The 15626-nt window shown below is 46.5% G+C and carries 17 protein-coding genes; 7 read left to right on the plus strand and 10 right to left on the minus strand.

Annotated features, from left to right (window positions below; translation table 11 throughout):
• Positions 1-44: 44 nt before the first annotated feature.
• Both P3C17_RS01450 and P3C17_RS01455 read left to right on the plus strand, forming a co-directional pair.
• Positions 45-881, plus strand: a complete 837-nt coding sequence (locus P3C17_RS01450) for a DUF2306 domain-containing protein (RefSeq protein ID WP_300927779.1) — start codon at positions 45-47, stop codon at positions 879-881.
• A 36-nt stretch (positions 882-917) separates the two neighbouring features.
• On the plus strand, positions 918-1610 hold the full coding sequence (locus P3C17_RS01455) for a DUF2306 domain-containing protein (protein WP_300927780.1): 693 nt from the start codon (positions 918-920) through the stop codon (positions 1608-1610).
• Between the two features lie 110 nt (positions 1611-1720).
• Here P3C17_RS01455 and P3C17_RS01460 read toward each other — a convergent pair whose 3' ends face one another.
• The 5 genes from P3C17_RS01460 to P3C17_RS01480 form a co-directional block, all read right to left on the minus strand.
• Positions 1721-2965 carry an IS110 family transposase gene (locus P3C17_RS01460; RefSeq protein ID WP_300927781.1) on the minus strand — a complete coding sequence of 415 codons (1245 nt, stop codon included), beginning with the start codon at positions 2963-2965 and terminating at the stop codon, positions 1721-1723.
• Positions 2966-3349: 384 nt separating this feature from the next.
• Complete coding sequence (locus tag P3C17_RS01465; RefSeq protein ID WP_300927782.1) at positions 3350-4324, minus strand: tRNA-dihydrouridine synthase; 975 nt, start codon at positions 4322-4324, stop codon at positions 3350-3352.
• A gap of 66 nt (positions 4325-4390) precedes the next feature.
• Complete coding sequence (locus P3C17_RS01470; RefSeq protein WP_300927783.1) at positions 4391-5263, minus strand: HDOD domain-containing protein; 873 nt, start codon at positions 5261-5263, stop codon at positions 4391-4393.
• A 106-nt stretch (positions 5264-5369) separates the two neighbouring features.
• Positions 5370-6344 carry a hypothetical protein gene (locus P3C17_RS01475; protein WP_300927784.1) on the minus strand — a complete coding sequence of 325 codons (975 nt, stop codon included), beginning with the start codon at positions 6342-6344 and terminating at the stop codon, positions 5370-5372.
• A gap of 70 nt (positions 6345-6414) precedes the next feature.
• Positions 6415-6549 (minus strand): DUF2256 domain-containing protein, encoded by a 135-nt coding sequence (locus P3C17_RS01480; protein ID WP_300927785.1) that lies wholly within the window; start codon positions 6547-6549, stop codon positions 6415-6417.
• 302 nt (positions 6550-6851) lie between these two features.
• Between P3C17_RS01480 and P3C17_RS01485 the strand changes: the two genes are divergently transcribed.
• Positions 6852-8825 (plus strand): hypothetical protein, encoded by a 1974-nt coding sequence (locus P3C17_RS01485; RefSeq protein WP_300927786.1) that lies wholly within the window; start codon positions 6852-6854, stop codon positions 8823-8825.
• 74 nt (positions 8826-8899) lie between these two features.
• Here the strand turns inward: P3C17_RS01485 and P3C17_RS01490 are convergent, their stop codons facing one another.
• Entirely contained in the window at positions 8900-9364 is a 465-nt protein-coding gene (locus P3C17_RS01490; protein WP_300927787.1) for a hypothetical protein, read from the minus strand.
• Between the two features lie 236 nt (positions 9365-9600).
• Between P3C17_RS01490 and glpE the strand changes: the two genes are divergently transcribed.
• Together glpE and P3C17_RS01500 are read left to right on the plus strand one after the other, a co-directional pair.
• Positions 9601-9927, plus strand: a complete 327-nt coding sequence (gene glpE, locus P3C17_RS01495) for a thiosulfate sulfurtransferase GlpE (protein ID WP_008899841.1) — start codon at positions 9601-9603, stop codon at positions 9925-9927.
• Positions 9920-10768 (plus strand): rhomboid family intramembrane serine protease, encoded by an 849-nt coding sequence (locus P3C17_RS01500; protein WP_300927788.1) that lies wholly within the window; start codon positions 9920-9922, stop codon positions 10766-10768. The genes glpE and P3C17_RS01500 overlap by 8 nt, the downstream gene beginning before the upstream one ends.
• A gap of 26 nt (positions 10769-10794) precedes the next feature.
• Here P3C17_RS01500 and P3C17_RS01505 read toward each other — a convergent pair whose 3' ends face one another.
• Entirely contained in the window at positions 10795-11205 is a 411-nt protein-coding gene (locus P3C17_RS01505) for a flagellar basal body-associated FliL family protein (protein ID WP_300927789.1), read from the minus strand.
• 61 nt (positions 11206-11266) lie between these two features.
• On the minus strand, positions 11267-12418 hold the full coding sequence (locus P3C17_RS01510) for an FAD-dependent oxidoreductase (RefSeq protein WP_300927790.1): 1152 nt from the start codon (positions 12416-12418) through the stop codon (positions 11267-11269).
• 124 nt (positions 12419-12542) lie between these two features.
• Here P3C17_RS01510 and P3C17_RS01515 point away from each other — a divergent pair, with 124 nt between their 5' ends.
• Both P3C17_RS01515 and ubiA read left to right on the plus strand, forming a co-directional pair.
• Positions 12543-13067, plus strand: a complete 525-nt coding sequence (locus P3C17_RS01515; protein WP_300927791.1) for a chorismate lyase — start codon at positions 12543-12545, stop codon at positions 13065-13067.
• The gene (ubiA, locus tag P3C17_RS01520) at positions 13064-13930 is read left to right on the plus strand and encodes a 4-hydroxybenzoate octaprenyltransferase (protein WP_300927792.1); all 867 of its coding nucleotides are present in this window, start codon (positions 13064-13066) and stop codon (positions 13928-13930) included. The genes P3C17_RS01515 and ubiA overlap by 4 nt, the downstream gene beginning before the upstream one ends.
• 17 nt (positions 13931-13947) lie before the next feature.
• On the opposite strand, the gene P3C17_RS01525 is transcribed toward ubiA, so the two are convergent.
• Together P3C17_RS01525 and P3C17_RS01530 are read right to left on the minus strand one after the other, a co-directional pair.
• Positions 13948-14574, minus strand: coding sequence for a 2OG-Fe(II) oxygenase (locus tag P3C17_RS01525; protein WP_300927793.1), 627 nt, complete (start codon positions 14572-14574; stop codon positions 13948-13950).
• A gap of 113 nt (positions 14575-14687) precedes the next feature.
• Positions 14688-15617: a hypothetical protein gene (locus P3C17_RS01530; protein ID WP_300927794.1), complete on the minus strand. Its 930-nt coding sequence runs from the start codon at positions 15615-15617 to the stop codon at positions 14688-14690.
• Positions 15618-15626: the final 9 nt, after the last annotated feature.

Here is a 15626-nt window from a genome sequence, read left to right on the forward strand (position 1 = left end):
CAAGCAGTGCCGGATATATGCCCGCCAAAATACAAGGAAACACAATGACCGATATTACAATTGACGCCAACACGTCTATACAGCAGAAACGTAAACCAGACTGGCTTACCCTCTCTGCAAAAACCTGGTTTATCGTCACGGCTATAGGCCAGTGGCTGTTCGTGGCTTATATCGCGGGCTACTACGGCCTGCGGTTTGCCACAGATGGCGTCGGCGGCTTTGCAGGAACCCATCTGGTAAATGGCTTTATCGCCGGAGACAGCATTGGCAATATCGCATTGGTAATTCATATTCTGGTGGCGGGCCTGATTATTGCTGCCGGCCAAATCCAGCTGGTACCGGCCATCCGTAATAAATTGCCCCTACTGCACCGTAGCAGCGGCTGGTTCTTTATGGTGGCTTCGGTGATTGTCAGTATCGCTGGATTTTACCTCACCTGGTCACGGGAGCGGGTCATCGGTTCACTGATTCAGGATATTGGTGTCACCGGCAGCGGCGTGCTGGTCATGCTTTTTGTGCCTATAGCACTTTACTATGCAATCAAACGCAACTTTGCCGCACACCGTCGCTGGGCACTGCGGCTGTTTATGGTGGTCAGCGCTGTGTGGTTTCTTCGGCTGATGATATTTGGTTGGTTTATGGCTACAGGCGGCATCGGCATCGACGGCAAAACCCTCACCGGCCCTTTCCTCGAAGTGGTGTCCTTTGCCCAGTATTTGCTGCCGCTAGCGGTGCTGGAACTGTATTTCTGGGCTGGTAAGCCTAAAAACAAACGCTACCAGACTGCCGTCGCCAGTCTCATCTTTGTGATTTGTGCCGCGATGGCATTAGGTATATTTGCGATCAGCAGTGTTTCATGGCTCCCCAAAATCGGCGCATAGCACAACTACAGCTTAAACAAATAGAGGAGGTTCTTTGTGCTTATTTACTTGCATATTTTGACAGGCACGGTCGCACTAATTAGTGGTGCATTAAGTTTTGCGGTAAAAAAAGGTAGCAATTCACATAAGAAATTCGGGCTGACTTTTGTTCTTTCAATGATAGTCATGGCCATGTCAGGTGCATTTCTGGCGTTTCTCGCTACGGAAAAGCTTAATATGGTCGCTGGTCTTGTAACCTTTTATCTTGTGGTTACGGCTTATCTAACCGTTAACTCTCCTAAAAATAAGGCGATGATAATCCATTCAATTTTTATGGCTTTAGGTTTTACCATCGGAGTTTATGCAATTTATACCGGTTTAACTGCGTTAAATAACGGTTTGTCTTCAATAGATGGCAATCCTGTACAAGCTATAATTGTTTTTGGTTCAATATCACTTTTAGCTGCAACTTTAGATATCCGCGTGATAGCGAAAGGAAGGCTTAGGCATAAATGGCAACTCGTCCGCCATGTTTGGCGCATAGGTTTTGCAATGCTTATTGCCACCGCTTCTTTTTTTCTTGGCCAGTCTCAGTTTATTCCCGAAGCAATGAGAAATATCTATACCCTTGCTGGGCCAGTGGTACTGGTTTTATGTTTAACAGCGTATTGGGTTATCCGCGTTAGTATTTGGGGTTTAAATAAGCGAATGTCAGCGCAGACGCAAACTGCCGTTGCACAGTCGCGCTAAATTTTGGTTTTAACGGATTCAGTCAGTATGTTCAAACACAAGAAGTAATGCTCAGGTATTTCTTACAATGCCGAATGTCCGCTTCACGCCCTGAGTCGTTCAACAAGTCTTTATGCAGCCAATAAATGTGAATTTCTATCTCTCAGTGATTTGAGATAAGTAGATTCATCATATGGCTGTTTGGTCTTCCAACACCTGAATACGATCCTGGCCCATTTGTAAGCCAATGCTCTTACCGCTGACTGGTGTGATTTCCCTTTTTTACGTTGCTGTTGGTAGTAAAGCTCTGCCCAGTAAGACTGGTGAACACTTTTAGCTGCCCACTCTACGAAGCTTTGCCTGACGAATTTGGCACATTGCCATCGCCAATGTACCCAGCTCTTCTTTCCGCTTCTCTCTGTCACTGGTGACAGACCAGCAAAGTTCTGAAGTTGTTGGGCAGTAGTGAATCGTTCTCTGTCATCACCCATTGCGGCAAGAAGCCTAGGGGCTAAACAAGGCCCGGTTCCTGGTAAAGATTCAAAAATGTGTGCGTCAGGCATTTTACTGAATAACGACTTGATTTCTAAATCGTAGAGTCGAATGTTCTCGATCTGCACTTTTATTTGCCTGACAAGCGAACTTACAAGCATCTGATGAGAAAAAATAACACCTTCATCATGTGTGATTGGGATAGCCGAATGAATTGCTGTTAAACGTTTATCGGTTAGTTTTACTGCATTACCTCCACGGCTTTGGAAAAACATACGGATTGTGTTTTCACGAGAACGCTTGAGGCTTTGCAATGACGGCCATCTCAACAAGAAGTCACAGAACAGTTCACTATCTCTGTGGGAGAACCACTCTAAGGGCTGAGGATAATATTGCTTCAAGGCATTAATCAGCCTATTCACTTGTCGACGCTTGTCATCAATCAACAATCGTCTCTGCTCAACAAGATGAAATAACACTCTGACAGCCTTACTACTGGGTTTTAGTGGTTTCACTTTTGATGGGTACTTCAACATTAAATCCAACGCAATTTCTGCGTCTGACGGATCATCCTTGGCACCGCTGGGTGCAAATGCTTGTCTGTATCGGGCTAAAGACAAGGCATGAATAGGAAAAACCGTAATAAATGAATACTTCTGGAGCAAGTAAACAATCGGTCCTCGAGTCAATTCAACAGCAACGGCGATGTTACCACCAGCTTCTTTTTGCAAGTTCCCCAACCAAGAATCTAAAGCCTCTGGAGAATGAGGAATAACCTCAAAACGGCGTTTCCCATCGCATCCAATTTGGACACAAACATCGTGCTTTTTACTCGCCCAGTCTAAACCTATAAACGCAGAAAACCCATTGATTAGATTTTCCATTGCACCACTCCTATTAGATCGAAGTTCGCTATGTAGTCTTTACTCTGCGAAGTAAATATAGACAGCTGGTTAGGCAAGCCCTGAGTATTCGTTAAAGAGTAAAGGTACTTACTGCTTCGAAGGAAAAGCGGCGATCATCGAAGTGATACTGGCACATTAGTCGTAAACAGTAAGTACATACCTGAACACTCATTAGTATGAATGATTAAGGCTAAACGACTATATTTGGCACAAAGTGAAGATACAAAGGGAGTCGGGAAACGGCCGGACAACTGCGTTAGCAGACCCTGTGAGGCAAGGACGCCGAACAGGAGCCTACATGGATGTATTTACGGCGTGTCTGCGTTGTAGTTGACCGCGCCGTTTGAGTCTGCTCTCTGCGGGTTAATGTTCGTAGGTGTCTGAAATCTGAAGCAAAGCCCCACGCAAAGTCGCCACTAAATCCGGTGCTTTTTGCTGTAAACGTAATTGCTGGAATAAGACTTCAGCTTCAACGTACTGCAGTTTCAGGTAACTAAACCACTGTTTGATGCGGTTGGAATAATACAGGCCTTTATCGCCTGCGATCTCAAAATCTGAGTACTGCAACAGCAGCTCCAGCACTTGCGGCCATGGCATTTTCTGATGAACGCCACTGGCAAAGTGCTGCTTGATATCACGGGCTAAGCCAGGGCTGGCTAAAGCGCCACGACCTAACATTAAGTCCGTGCTGCCGGATTGTTCTAAACATAAAGCCGCATCTTCCGGTGTCCAAATTTCGCCGTTGGCCACCACGTTGAGAGGAATAGTCTGGCGGATTTGTTTGATCCAAGGCCAATAAGCCGGTGGTCTGTAACCATCACTTTTAGTGCGGGCATGCACTGTCAGCTCGCTCGCTCCTGCTTCATAAATAGCGCGGGCGTTGTCCAGAGTTAAGCTGGTATCGTCAAAACCTAAGCGTATTTTTGCCGTGACCGGAAACTGGGATGGCACAGCATCACGCACTGCTTTAATGATTTGGTATAGGGTTTCGGTTTCTTTTAACAGTACGGCGCCACCACGGCTGTTATTTACCGCTTTAGCTGGACAACCAAAGTTTAAATCCACACCAGGAGAGCCAAGTTGCACTGCACGTACGGCATTTTCGGCAAGCCATTGCGGCTCTTGACCTAACAATTGCACCCGAACTGGTACACCGGCTGGAGTCACGCCGCCTTGTTTTAATTCAGGGCAAATACGGGTGAATACCCGGTTTGGTAAAAGTTGATCGACCACCCGGACAAATTCAGTGATGCATAAATCAAAACCACCAATACGGGTTAACATATCCCGCATTAAATGGTCCACCACGCCCTCCATTGGGGCTAAAACAATACGCATCTTGAATATAACTCTGGTTAGTGAATAAAGGCGTTCTAAAAACAAAGGGAGCCTAAGCTCCCTGTCTTAAGCGTGGTATCTATTAGGCACACCTTGCTGTTGCAAGTAGTCGCCTAAGTCGTGCAGGGCCAGTTCATCCAGTTCCAGAATATCCAGAATAGTGGCTTTATATTGGTCCCACTCCGGATCCATATCTAAATCCAGCAAAACTTTGCTTTCATCCGTCATATGCTCCGCCAGTTTCAGCAACGCAAACAAACGTTTTTCGTAGATATCATCAGACGCCAGGATCAGCGCATGGCTGTGGTGGTACGCAATCACATTGGTCAGCTCAGGCGCTAAACCCCAGGACTGAGCTATCATATAGCCCAGCAGTTCGTGGGTGGTTTGAAAATTCTGATCTTCGGCGTCTGACATGCTGATACCAGCCAAATGAGCTTGTTTCAGCACTTTGGCATAATCTTTAAACTGGCTGCTGATCAGCAGCATACCGGCATTATGGAATAAGCCTAAGCTGTAGGCATCGTCAGCGCAATCAGTGCCATAACGCAACTGTTGGGCTAGTAAGGTTGCTGCATTGGCAACATTGGCTGCACTTTGCCACAGATTTTCAGTAAATCTGTCCGTCCGGCCTTCGCTTAAGGTAAATCTCAGTACCACAGAGCTGACTAATTTAATCACCCGATTTAAACCTAAAAACTTACAGGCATGTTCTACCGAGCTGATTTTACGGCGCAGACCAAAATACACTGAGTTCACTACTTTTAAAGTAAAACCAGCTATCCCCAGATCCTGATTGATCAGTTCAGCAATACGTTTGATATTGGGATCATCACTTTCAATTTCTGCTTTGATACTAAGTAAAACAGTGGGCTGAGGAGGAATAGTAAAGCCACTTAACGCTTTTTCTACCTCGGCCATATTAATTGCTTTTGCCATGCTGCGGTTCCGGCGTACTGAGTGATGAAATAAAGTGCATATAGTAAAAGGCCCGTGCGTAAAAAGCAAAACGGGATCAGAAGATCCCGTTCAGACAGAGTGGGTTTCAAGCCTTTTTCAGTTGTTTTTCCAGTTTTTTTAGCTCGCTTTGCAGCCGATCATCGTCCTGCTGCTGGTTTTTGATCTGCTGTAGCAACTCTTTTGCTTTATCCTGCTGTTTTTGTACCAGATAAATCTGGGCTAATCGTAATTGTGCCCAGCTGAATCTGGCGTTGTCACTGTCCTGATAAAAAGCTAAATAGTCCAACAGTGCCTGCTGACCGAGTTGTGGATCTTGTTGGGCTGTCGCAGCTAAGCGACCCAGTTGATAGTAGTAACCTTGCTGCTCTGACAAATCTGTCGCTGCAGTAGCTGCTTTTTGATACTGAATAAAAGCATTGGCCGGGTCGTTATTTAAGCTGAGTAAATTTGCATAAGCGCCTAATAAAGCGGGGTGTTTTGGATGCTGTTGCAGTTGTTGTTCTGCGAGCTGAATCGCCTGCGGTAGTTTGTCATCGTCCATTAATACGTTGATACTCACTAAGGTACCTTCTGGCTGATGTTTTTCCGCCATAGCTCTCGCTAGTCTTTTCGCTTCTTCCGTGTCGCCACCAGCAATAGCAGGAGCCTGCAGGTAAAAACCAATGAGAGTCTGTTGAGTTTCCAAATCTGTTGGATCCGCAGCCATTGCCTGTTTCAGTAAAGCTAGACCCGCTTTGGCATAAGAGCCTGCAGAAAAAATGCTGCTCTCTTGCGCCAGATTAAATTGATTTAATGCCGCCAGACGCAGCAGCTCTGCATCTTGTGGATAGGCTTTAAGCGCCTGATTAGCCAATTGTTCTGCCTGTTCAGATTGGCGCAAGCCCAGCATGGTTTTCAGTTGCAGTGCCCACAGTTCTTTATCGGGTAAATTGGTTGTCTTATCTAGCTGTTGTTGTAACTGACGGAATTTATCCTGCTCGAGCAATAAATCGTATGAGCTTAAATCACTGGCTAGTAAGGGGAAACTACTTAAAGCGGCGAAAAGATACAGAGTTTTCATAACGGATCCTGCGTTATAGGTTAACCCTTATTTAACAGGAGTTGGGCCTGTGTTTACAATAGGCCGAAGGTCACTTTTTCCGCCGACAGCGCTCTGAGCAATATTTCACATCAGGCCAGTTTTTTTGCCATTTTTTCCGCCAACTGAAAGCTAAACCACAGCAGGCGCAGATTTTCTGGGGCAGATGTAATTTGTGGTGAGTCATGACACCTCCTAGTTGATCAATTACGGCGGTTCATTGTCAGCGGATCTGCCTGCATGAGCTCGGTTTTGTATCACATGCGAAACTTCCATGCAAAAGCCACCTGTTATTCGGCTGAATCATTGCCAGTTGTACATATTTTCTTCATAACCAATAACGGAGGAAAGACAAAGATTGAGTCGGCTGTCTTATCGTGAAGAAACCTGAATTTTGACTTCCCCTAAATTAACTATAATAAAATCAACAGGGTATCCAGTTGTTGTCGCTGTATCTAACAAGCTGAGCCCGGGACAAAGGGTAACATAATGACGTTAAATAAAACTTTGCTTGCCATACTGATCAGCACCAGCCTGATGGCAGGTTGTAACAACTCAGACGACGAAGTAACGCCGGTACCGGACAACAACGCGGTCACTCCTCCGCCGGATACCAGTGTCGTGGCATTAACCAATCTGGACACTGTTTATGGTTATGCTTCGGAAAATGGTGGTACCACAGGGGGCAGCGGCGAAAATAAAGTAGAAGTTACAGTCTGTACAGGCGAAGAGATGATCAACGCTATTCAAAACAAAGATCCGGCCAGACCGCTGACCATTTGGGTAAACGGTGCCATTACCTTACAAAATGCCAAAAATAGCCGTATTGATATTAAAGATGTGTCAGATCTTTCTATCCTGGGTTTAGGTACTCAGGGTGAAATGGCCGGTATAGGTTTTAATATTGTCCGTGCCAATAACATCATTATCCGTAACTTACGTATTCACCATGTACGGGCCAACCTGGGGGCTCCGGGTGATGGGATCAGTATGGAAGGGCCGGTTCGTAATATCTGGATTGATCACAATGAAATTTACAACAGCCTGACGGTGAATGATCCTGCTTTGACTGACGATCAGGTGAAAGATTATTACGACGGTCTGGTCGATGCGAAAGGGGATGCACAGTTTATTACGATCTCATTTAATAAGTTCCATAACAGTTGGAAAACCTCACTGTCAGGCTCGTCTGACAGTGACAACTTTGAGCGCACTTTAACTTACCATCACAACCACTGGCAGAACGTAAATTCACGTTTGCCTTTGTTCCGGTACGGTAAAGGCCATATTTACAACAACTATTATGATGGCGCGCTGGAAAGTGGCATTAATTCGAGAATGGGGGCTGTGATCCGTATTGAACACAATCATTTTGCCAATATGAGAAACCCGGTGATGTCTATGTACAGTCAAGAGCCCGGATATTGGCAACTGATTGACAATCTGTTTGAAAATATCAGTTGGGTTGAAAGCCCTGCAGACGGCATAGTGGCTGGCGCAAATCCACAATCAACGGGTGAGCTGAATGTACCTTATAACTATCAGGCCAACCTGATTCCTGTACATAATGTGAAAGCCACAGTGCTGGCTTATGCAGGTGTTGGCAAAATAGACACGCCCCCCAGCCCAGGACTCTGTGCTGTGCCAGAACCTGTGGAGCCAACTCCTGATCCGGATCCGGTTCCAATTGACCCAATCGACCCTCCGGCTCAGGTTGATTGGGCCAGTTATGATGGCAGTCAGGATCCTTTTGCTGCCAATGCTGTGGTATTAGCTGATGGCACTTTAAGTCAGTTTGCCCGGCAACAAAGCGGTGGAGCAGACGAACCTAATTTATTTAGCCTCAATGGTGATGGCACTGTGCGTTTTGACAGTACAGCAAGCGGCGCGGATCGGAGCCGGGCCAAGCTGACTAATGTGCTGCCGGACGATGGAGTTTATCCGAAGTTCTTTACTTTATTGATGGGGATAAAAGGCAATGTAGGTGGCAACCGTATCCTTGAAACTGAAATTGCTTTAGGGGATCTGGCAGCGAGCAGCGATACCAGTCGTCTGAAAATAGTGTTCCGTAATGACGGCAACAACTCGGGTGTACAGCTGGAAAATGCCAACAATGGTTCTTCGGTGACAGCGGGTAAAGGCAATGAACCTGATGCTATTGATATGAGTGTCTACCGGGTGTATCACTTTACCATCAGCATGACTTCACCGACTACGGGTAATGTTGCGGTTTATGTAGAAGGAAATAACACGCCGCTGCTTGCTCTTGAAGGCGTGACGATGCGTCCTGCCAGCACCAATACAGATAATTACCTGCAGATTGGTGATGCCGGAAGCAGCAGTTATCTGGGCGATATAGACTGGGTATTATGGAGCAATGCGGGGGCTTATACTCCTCAAATGCTGAAGGGCTTATTACCCACTGATATTGGCGATATCACGGGTTATGAAGCTCAGCCTTAGGCTTTGCTGCTTTACTAACTAAAAAGGAGACAGCACAGTCTCCTTTTTACTTTATGTTTCAAGCCATCTGTTTACTAAGAATCTAAATAAGGCCGGCCTGACATCATTTGTTGTGCCAGCTGTGATTCTGCTTCGGCATCATTCAGTTCAAGGGTGGCAAACTGCACATCAAACTGAATTAAATCATCATCTGGCAATAACTGAGCTATCAGTTTATCCGGCACTTGACCCACCTGACGGTAAGCGTTGATAGCGACCTGAGCGGCTTGTTCCATCAACTGAAAGAACTGACCCAAAGGGAATTGCTGAAAAATTTCTGCATCCAGTTGTGCCCAACCCAATAAGTCGCCACTGATACTGCCATCGGCATGATCGGTAAATAACATAGAGACAGCCGGAAAAGGTGGGTTTTCACCGGATTGGTAGCTCTCCAGATCCTGCTCGTCAAACACCAGTATAAAACCAAATCCCGGGCAGCCTTCGGCGTCCATATCATCAAAGGCAGGATCGTAAATTAAATACAAGGGACTATCTGACATGGGTATTCTGTTTCCAAACCAACAAGGCGCGCTATTTTACCTAAGCTTCTGCTTTAGCTAAAGCTGTAATTGTTAACTTGGTGTTTTAATGCGGTATTTAGCTGCTTCAGGCTGATTATTTCTTCGTCAATTACCTGCAGTTCAGCGGATCCGGCATAAGCGATGGTACTCAAGGCGTGTCAGCTGGGCTACTATAGCGTCATCAATCTGAAGTTTGAGCCGTAACGGAGTGACCCATGAGTGAATTCAGTCGTATTTCAGTAGCCACAGCGCTGGAGCAAATAGAGCAGCATAAAGCAGTGGTCGTCGATATTCGTGACGAGCAAAGTTATGCATCAGGCCATATTGCTGATTCTTTCCATTTAACCAACGGCAGTCTGAATCAGTTTATCCAACAAACTGAATTTGAAACTCCTGTGGTGGTGGTCTGTTATCACGGCAATTCCAGTCAGGGTGCTGCTCAGTACTTAGCACAACAAGGTTTTGAAACTGTATTCAGTATGGATGGTGGTTTTGAAGCCTGGCGTCAGCAATTGCCTTTTGTTACGGACTCCCATGATTAAAATTGGTGATTTTGCTTCTTCCGCTGCGGCTTTGAGTCTGGCTGATTATTGTAAAAGTCAGCAACTGGATGTCAGTGTGGTGGTGCATTCTGCAGAGCAAGCTGAGCTTTGGAGTGCACCTGAACATGCAGAGCTGGTGGTTGCTGAGTTAGAACGCTTTTTGTTAAATCCTTATGCCGACCGCTATCAGGCTGCAGCATGGGACAGGGCGGAAGTGGTGGACTCAAGTACAGGCTCAGCGGGTTTATCGGGTTACTGGCAACAGTTATGGGCGAATGGTGGCTGGTTTTGTCATCTGGTCTGGTTGTCGACATTGCTGGTGTACGGCTGGCAACAAGTGGATCCCTGGTCTGCTTTGGCAGCTTTGCAACTCAAACCTGAACTTGGGCTTAGTCTGGAACAAGGCTGGCGCTGGTTTACGCCGGGCTGGTTGCATTTTTCCGGCTCTCATCTGGTGTTTAACCTGATCTGGGTTTGGTATTTGTTGGGGCCTCTGGAGCTGAAATCAGGCCGTGTGGTCGCTATGAGTCTGACCCTGTTGGTGTTGTTGTTTTCCAACCTTGCACAGTTTGTGATGGTTGGTGCTAATTTTGGTGGTATGTCAGGCTTGGTGTATGGCTTATTTGGTTTTTATTGGATCTGTGGTTGGTTAAAACCGAACTGGGGTTTGCAGATCAGCACTGGTTTAATAGGTTTTATGCTGATTTGGCTGGTGATTGGCTTTTTTGATCTACTGTGGATTTCGATGGCAAACTGGGCACATTTAGCAGGCTTACTGACAGGCATGTTCTGTGCTGTTTTACTGGTAGCTGCAAACAAGGCTCTCACCGTACAGCGCTGAAGGTACGGTGAGCCAGGCTCTGGTGGTTAGTGGTACAGATACTTAGTAAACAATACGTCTTTTAAAACATCCTGACCTGTCTCTTTTTTCAGGGTATCGCGTAGCTGATTCAGAATTTTTAAGCGAATTTCTTCACGCCCTGTTAATGAACGGATGGTATCGCCGTTTTCACGACCAAAGGCAAACACAATCTTATCCAGGATCAGCGGTTCGTGATGCTCAATAACATCCAGATATTTTTTGTCCATAATCATCAACTCCATAGTCACCCGAACATAACCCAGTTCTTCAGTGGTTGGAGTCACATAGTTAGTGACTATATCCGGATCAAAACCAAAATAAGCATAATTGACTTTTATCGGGGCATTGGCTGCGTTCTGAGCCCAAAGGTTTTGGCTTAACAATAAAAAAACAAAACAAGTCAGCGCTTTTTTCATCCGAATTACTCTTTCATTTTTATCAAACATTCAAAAAAGGATATTACCCGAAGGCCCGACGTTAAGCTATCAAAGCTGGCATTTCTTTTGCCAGTCGCAAACGTTGCGCTACCATTTTTCCGGTCAGGGCGAAACCAAGTAACTGACCTGACGGGCTTTGAAACTTCGCAACCCAATCCATTCCTTGTCCTTCATAGAACCACTCGCCTTGCTGCTGAGGCGCAACAGGCCAACTGACAACAGCCAAAGCCGGCGATTTAACTATCACCGGCATGACGGGAAATTGCACTGCTGTACTTTTGCCTGTCAGCGTCGAAGCCAAAGCTCTGGCAGATAAACTAATAGGCTGAATATACATCAGGTTATAGCCACAGATTTCTGCACAGTCGCCCAAAGCATAGATATCAGCGGCTGAAGTTGCCAGAGTCTGATCCACTTTTATGCCTTTGTTGCAGTCTATGCCAGCGTGCAGCGCAAGCTGCAGGTTTGGCTTTAAACCCACTGCAGATAAGATCAATTCTGTCTCCAGACTGCGGCCATCGGCAAGCTGAAGGTTTAATTGCTGTTGGGTTAGCTGAGCATCTTTTATCGACGATCCCCAATAAAACTCAACGCCTGATGCGCTTAACTGCTGCTGCAACAGCTCACCCAGTGCAGGCGGCAGAAGTTGAGCTAAAGGGTGTTGCTCCAGCGCTATCACCGATACCTGAAACCCTGCGGCAGCTAAATCATTCGCATATTCGATGCCAACTAAACCTGCGCCTAACACAGTGATCTTTTGTTTGCCCTGACTGAGTTGCAGAAAATTCTGGTAGTCAGTTAAGTCATTCACTGAACAGATTAAGTCTTGTGTCGCTGCGGGCAATGACAGTTTCACCGGGCTGGCTCCTGTCGCCAGCACCAGTTGCTGATACTGGATCAATCCTTTATCTGTCAGCAGCTGATGTGATTCTGTATGGATCTGCAAGGCCTGGCAGTATGGCCTTATATCAATAGTCAACTCAGTGGCCATTTGCGCTGCGGTTTTCTGGACCAAATCGGTCGCGCTTTTTTGTTTGCTAAAGCCGTTGGACAGCAAAGGTTTGGAGTAGTAATCAGCGCTGTCGCTGCTGATCAGGCAGATGCTGCGCTCTGGGTCTAGTTTACGCAGTTCTTTGGCAAGGCTATAACCAGCGTAACCTGCTCCGACAATTAAGGTGTGGTAATGGGTCATAAGGCAAAGGGGCGGCGACTAACTAATGGCGCTATGGTAATCAATTTTTCCCTCAAAGGCATTACATACCAATACGATGGCAAAATTGTTATGATGCGCGGCAACTTAGCTGCAGTTTAATTTTATGCACAGCACAGATAGTCTTTTCCAATTGAATGCAGTGTGGCAAAGCGCCCAACAGCTGCAATTTCCTGATGCTCTTGAACCCTGGTTGTTATGTCAGGGTTCACTAACAGCATTGCTGAAAAGTCATTGTCAGACTTTCAGGCTGGAATTGGTGGCAGAGCACTGGCAAAGGCTGCCGGATTTTTTACAGCAGCAATGGCAACAGCCGCAGGGCTTAAAACGCGATGTGATCCTTTGGTGTGATAACAAGCCTTGTGTCTATGCGCAAAGCTGGTTGCCAGAATCCACCTTGGAAAAAATGGAGCCGTTAGCTCGTTTGGGAGCGCAGCCATTAGGTGAATATATTTTCCAGCACGCCAGTTTAGAGCGTGGTGGTATTGAAGTGGCTTTACTTGAAGCCGGATTGCAGTTGCCTGTAGTGGGGATGCAAAACGAACTTTGGGCCAGACGATCTGTTTTTTCAGTACAAAACCAAGAATTATTGGTGCAGGAAATCTTTTTACCTGGAGTGCTTGAGCTATGAGATGGCAGTTGCAATGGCAACAGTGGCCTTATTACCGCCAGTTAATGCGCCTGGACAGGCCTATTGGTATTTATTTGCTGCTATGGCCGACCTGGTGGGCTTTGTGGCTTGTGTCATCCGGCCTGCCGGATTTAACGTTGCTTGCTGTATTCAGTGTCGGCGTTGTACTGATGCGCTCTGCTGGTTGTGTTATTAATGATTACGCCGACCGTCATTTTGACGGTCATGTGGAACGCACTAAAGCCCGGCCACTGGCTGCCGGACTGGTCAGTAGCGACGAAGCTTTACAGCTTTTTATTGTACTGTTGCTGTGCAGTGCCAGCCTGCTGTTGTTTTTGGATTTCGCCACTGTATTACTGGCTTTGGTGGCGGTGGTTCTGGCTGTGCTTTATCCTTTTATGAAACGTTTCACCTACCTGCCACAGTTTGTATTGGGTGCAGCTTATAGTTGGGGCATTCCTATGGCCGCTATGGCCATCACAGGCTCTGTCCCTTTGTGGGTCTGGGCTTTGTATCTGGCGAATTTGCTCTGGACTGTCGCTTATGACACTTTTTACGCCATGGTGGATATGAATGATGATCAGAGGATAGGCGTGAAATCCACCGCCTTGTTGTTTGGTCGTTATTGCCATCCTGTTATAGCCAGCTTACAGCTGATGTTTTTAGTACTGATGGCCTGGGTAGGGCAGCAAAATGGTCTTGGCCTGTTTTTTTATACCGCTTTGGTTTTGGTATTGCTGAGTTTTATCCACCAACACTGGCAGGCGAAAACTCAGGGCAGGGCAGGTTGTTTTCAGGCTTTCTTAAATAACCACTACAGTGGTTTATTGCTGTTTGCAGGTATAGGTCTGGACTTGTTATAGGCTGATACTATTTCTGCTTAGAGCGCTGGATCGATCCGGCCCTGAATACTGCTGTTATGCCGAAACCAACCCGCTATGCTGTAGCGGGGTTCCGATGCGGGCAATACTTCATGCGGGAAGCGACAACTTTCAAACACCACCAGAGTACCGGCTTTAGGCTGAACTTTAGTTAACAGTTGATCCTGTTCGTCATACAAAACCAGCTCGCCGCCTTGCTCTGCTGTATTCAGATAACAGACAGTGGAGAGCACTCTGTTAGAACGCCCCACAAAAGCATCCAGATGTTTCTGATAAAAGTCACCTTGCTGGTAGCGGGCGTAATGCGCTTCAAAATCTATTAAACCTAAAAAACAGCGCTGGTTCATATCGTGTTGCAGTTGTGCCATCATATGCAAATACTGCTGTTGCACCGGGTTATCAGCATTCAGCCAGGCGGTTTGATCCCGTCGCACCTGTAAGTCCAACAGATGCTGGCCCTGACGGCCAACGCCTGCTGCTTTTAGCTCTTGTTGTTGTACGTCCTGATACAAAGCCTGACATAAATCCGCCGGAATAGCCTGTTCCAGCACCACATAGCCTTGCTGATAAAAAGGGCTGGCTAGTTGTTCAAGCCAATTTGTTATGCAGGGCCACTGATAGGACATAAAGACGGTTCCGCCGTATTTCGCTGTGAAATTGCGGCTTTGTACGTCAGAAGATGAACTGCTGTCAAGACAACACAGAAGCGAGCCTCTGTGTTGTCTGAGGGGAAGAGCTGTTAGTACTGGTAATAACTGGCTTTTTTCAATAAAGCCGGTGCATCAATTTTGCCTGTGACACACTGGTTGATATCGGCTTTTTTCACCACCCAATAGTGATCTTTGGCGTTATTACGGCCAGATAAGCTCAATTGAAAAGACACAAACTCCTGCTCTTTTAAATCACGTAAGCTGGCACCGTAATCACATAAAGTACTGCTGAATACCTGCCCCACTTTTGCCACCAGCTCAGTCTGGCGTTGTGCTGCCAGCTTTTGTTGCTCAGCGCGTTTTTTATTGTATTCCTGCTCCTGCTCGGTCAGGCTCTTTTGTAACTGGGCCAGCTGAGTTTTCAGTTGTTCTGACTTTTGGTTAATCTCTTTTAGCTCCTTTTGCTGCTCCGCAGTGAGCTTACTGACTTTAGACGAAAACTCGATATCGCGTTTTTCCCGTTCGTAATCCCGTAAATCCCGTTCTATATCCCGGCGTTCTTCCCGCAAATCACGTAGTTTTTCACTTTGATCCTGTTGCTGTTCAGCCAAAGCTTCGGCGGCTTCCGCCATTTCTTCAATAGCCTCTTCATCAAAGCTAAAACTAAAGCTATTGCCATTTTCCGAGATGCTGATGGAGTTGGCTACATTAGTGGCAACTGCCATCGCAGTACCCGGAGCTCCCGGTGCCGCAGGAGGCATAGGCGGCATCGGAGGCATAACAAAATGGCGTAACCAGCCACTGTTGCTGTCGACTCTGAATGCAACACCTTGTCCCATCAGGTAACTGTGTTGGATCCGGCCTATGCTGGAATGTTCCTGACCGCCCAGCGAGGTTTGCAGTATGTCCTGCATTATTTTCAGGTTTTGTCCAAGGCGGCCATTGACTTCGGCTGCTGTTAAACCCGTACTTGCGATAATAAGGCCTGCCAACAAGGAGACTTTGCTGAATAGCTTCATGAGTTTGTT

Source organism: Rheinheimera sp. 1928-s, assembly GCF_029269265.1.
In the GTDB taxonomy this organism is placed as follows: Bacteria; Pseudomonadota; Gammaproteobacteria; order Enterobacterales; family Alteromonadaceae; genus Pararheinheimera.

Bases quoted from the DNA above. Each gene is read 5' to 3' on its own strand.
- P3C17_RS01480 (WP_300927785.1), bottom strand. From the start codon at position 6,549: ATGACTCACCACAAATTACATCTGCCCCAGAAAATCTGCGCCTGCTGT.
- P3C17_RS01525 (WP_300927793.1), bottom strand. From the start codon at position 14,574: ATGTCCTATCAGTGGCCCTGCATAACAAATTGGCTTGAACAACTAGCC.
- P3C17_RS01475 (WP_300927784.1), bottom strand. From the start codon at position 6,344: ATGAAAACTCTGTATCTTTTCGCCGCTTTAAGTAGTTTCCCCTTACTA.
- P3C17_RS01500 (WP_300927788.1), top strand. From the start codon at position 9,920: ATGATTAAAATTGGTGATTTTGCTTCTTCCGCTGCGGCTTTGAGTCTG.
- P3C17_RS01465 (WP_300927782.1), bottom strand. From the start codon at position 4,324: ATGCGTATTGTTTTAGCCCCAATGGAGGGCGTGGTGGACCATTTAATG.
- P3C17_RS01515 (WP_300927791.1), top strand. From the start codon at position 12,543: ATGCACAGCACAGATAGTCTTTTCCAATTGAATGCAGTGTGGCAAAGC.
- P3C17_RS01485 (WP_300927786.1), top strand. From the start codon at position 6,852: ATGACGTTAAATAAAACTTTGCTTGCCATACTGATCAGCACCAGCCTG.
- ubiA (WP_300927792.1), top strand. From the start codon at position 13,064: ATGAGATGGCAGTTGCAATGGCAACAGTGGCCTTATTACCGCCAGTTA.
- P3C17_RS01460 (WP_300927781.1), bottom strand. From the start codon at position 2,965: ATGGAAAATCTAATCAATGGGTTTTCTGCGTTTATAGGTTTAGACTGG.
- P3C17_RS01510 (WP_300927790.1), bottom strand. From the start codon at position 12,418: ATGACCCATTACCACACCTTAATTGTCGGAGCAGGTTACGCTGGTTAT.
- glpE (WP_008899841.1), top strand. From the start codon at position 9,601: ATGAGTGAATTCAGTCGTATTTCAGTAGCCACAGCGCTGGAGCAAATA.
- P3C17_RS01505 (WP_300927789.1), bottom strand. From the start codon at position 11,205: ATGAAAAAAGCGCTGACTTGTTTTGTTTTTTTATTGTTAAGCCAAAAC.
- P3C17_RS01490 (WP_300927787.1), bottom strand. From the start codon at position 9,364: ATGTCAGATAGTCCCTTGTATTTAATTTACGATCCTGCCTTTGATGAT.
- P3C17_RS01530 (WP_300927794.1), bottom strand. From the start codon at position 15,617: ATGAAGCTATTCAGCAAAGTCTCCTTGTTGGCAGGCCTTATTATCGCA.
- P3C17_RS01470 (WP_300927783.1), bottom strand. From the start codon at position 5,263: ATGGCAAAAGCAATTAATATGGCCGAGGTAGAAAAAGCGTTAAGTGGC.
- P3C17_RS01450 (WP_300927779.1), top strand. From the start codon at position 45: ATGACCGATATTACAATTGACGCCAACACGTCTATACAGCAGAAACGT.